The 2,212-nt window shown below is 67.5% G+C and carries 1 protein-coding gene and 1 tRNA gene; both read right to left on the bottom strand.

Features of this window, described 5'->3' with window-relative positions; all coding sequences use genetic code 11:
- Positions 1-417: 417 nt before the first annotated feature.
- The gene (gene putP, locus ACWAT2_RS19270) at positions 418-1,923 is read right to left on the bottom strand and encodes a sodium/proline symporter PutP (RefSeq protein ID WP_402376389.1); all 1,506 of its coding nucleotides are present in this window, start codon (positions 1,921-1,923) and stop codon (positions 418-420) included.
- 213 nt (positions 1,924-2,136) lie between these two features.
- Positions 2,137-2,209: transfer RNA gene (locus ACWAT2_RS19275), tRNA-Arg, on the bottom strand.
- Between the last annotated feature and the right edge of the window lie 3 nt (positions 2,210-2,212).

The following is a 2,212-nucleotide window of genomic DNA, read 5'->3' on the forward strand; positions in this document are numbered from 1 at the left end:
AAAGGTTCAAAATTTGGCATTGACTATCAAGCACACTGTTGAGTTCTCAAACAACCGACGCACACCATCCAAGACCGGAACAACCGCTCCGACCCCGTCCGGGGCAACCCCTCTAACTTAGCAGTTCCGATATCTCCGTGCAAACCGACCGAATCTCTGATTCGTGCGATTTCGGTGATTCCGAACCCGCCCCACTCTATCAGAGCGCGCATGGCGTCCTGATCCAGAAGGATGTGGTTTTCAGCTCCGGCCCGGCCACCGGTACCCAGCCCGTGGGCTGTCTCCTCGGTGTCCGTCGGCCCGTCGGGCTGACTCAGAGAACATTACAGAGGTCGCGGCCCTGGCGTCAACGCGGGACGACGTGGCGCGCGCCACTCCCCCGAGCGGCTCGCCCGGGCCCCGAGGCAACGACCCGGCTCAGACCGCCGCGCTCCGGGCGGGAGGCGCGGCGAGCCGTCGGGCCTCGTCGAACTCCTCCTCGACGTCCGCACCTGGCCGAGCGGTCAGCAGGCTCACCCCCACGGCCGCCACCAGGCCCACGGCGAACCCCGGGACGATCTCGTACAGCGAGTCAGACAGTCCGCTGCGTCCCCAGGTGAACGCGACCACGGCGCCGCCCACCATCCCGGCGAGCGCACCCCAGCGGGTCAGCCGGCGCCAGTAGAGGCTCAGCAGGACGATCGGGCCGAACGCCGCACCGAAGCCGGCCCAGGCGAACCCGACCAGGTCGAGGATCGTCGCCGTGCGGTCCAGCGCGATGAGGCCCGCGACGAGGGCCACCATGAGGACGCCCGCTCGGCCGAGCATCACCTGAGCCTTCGGGGTGAGCTCCCGCTTGGTCGTCATCTTCACCAGGTCCTCGACGAGCGCCGACGAAGAGACGATGAGCTGGGAAGAGATCGTCGACATGATCGCCGCGAGCACGGCGGCCAGCACGAGCCCCGCCACCAGGGGATGGAACAAGGTCTGGGCCAGGAAGAGGAAGACGGTCTCCGGGTTCTCCAGCGTGAGCCCGTTGACGTTGACGTACGCAACGCCGATCAGTCCGGTCATGACGGCGCCTATACCCGTGAGGATCATCCACGAGATGCCGATGCGACGGCCCACCTTGGCGTCCGCCGGCGATCGCATCGCCATGAAGCGCACGATGATGTGCGGCTGACCGAAGTACCCGAGCCCCCAGGCGACCGCGGAGATGACACCGGTGGCCGAGGCACCGGCGACGAAGGACAGGTGGTCCGCGGCGGCCGAGGTGTCCGCGGCGAGGATCCCCTCGCGCACGACGTCCCATCCACCCATCTCGGCGATGGCCACGATCGGCACGAGGACCAGCGCCAGGAGCATGAGGACCCCCTGTGCGACGTCGGTCCACGTCGCACCGAGGAATCCGCCGAACAGGGTGTAGGCCAGCGTGACGCCACCGACGACGAGCAGGCCCGTCAGGTAGCTCATGTCGAACGAGCTCTCGAAGAAGGTCCCGCCCGCGACCATCCCGGAGGAGACGTAGAAGGTGAAGAACACCAGGACGATCACGCCGGCGGCGATCCGCAGCAGCCGCGAGGTGTCCCGGAGCCGGTTCTCGAAGAAGCTCGGGATCGTGATCGAGTTGTTCGAGACCTCGGTGTAGGCCCGCAGCCGCGGCGCCACGAACTTCCAGTTGAGCCACGCGCCGACCGTGAGCCCGATGGCGATCCACGCCTCCACCAGCCCCGCGGCATAGATGGCGCCGGGCAGGCCCATCAGCAGCCAGCCGGACATGTCCGAGGCGCCAGCACTCAGCGCCGCGACGCCGGGGCGCAACCGTCGGCCACCCAGCATGTAGTCGTCGAGGTTCTTCGTGTTGCGGAACGCGGTGTAGCCGATCCCCAGCATCAGTGCCAGGTAGGCCACGATGGCGATCAACTTCCAGGTCTGATCGCTCATGCGACCATCCTCCCGTACGTCGTGCAGCGTCTCGCACCCGACGCTCCGTCGCGCCACGTGCTGCCCGCCGCACGGCTGCGGCGGCGAGGGGCCAGGTCAGTTCCGTACGACCTCAGGATCCCTGCTGCCGACGTGCCTCGCTGCGGTACCGCCCCGCGGGCCCACCGATGAGAAACGGCCCGATCCCGGAGGGATCGAGCCGTCATCTCAGCGTGCGCCCGGAGGGATTCGAACCCCCAACCTTCTGATCCGTAGTCAGATGCTCTATCCGTTGAGCTACGGGCGCAGA

The sequence above is a fragment of the Isoptericola sp. GX10416 genome (genome assembly GCF_056590155.1).

Excerpts from the sequence above, each read along its gene's own strand:
- putP (WP_402376389.1), bottom strand. The coding sequence starts at position 1,923 with ATGAGCGATCAGACCTGGAAGTTGATCGCCATCGTGGCCTACCTGGCA.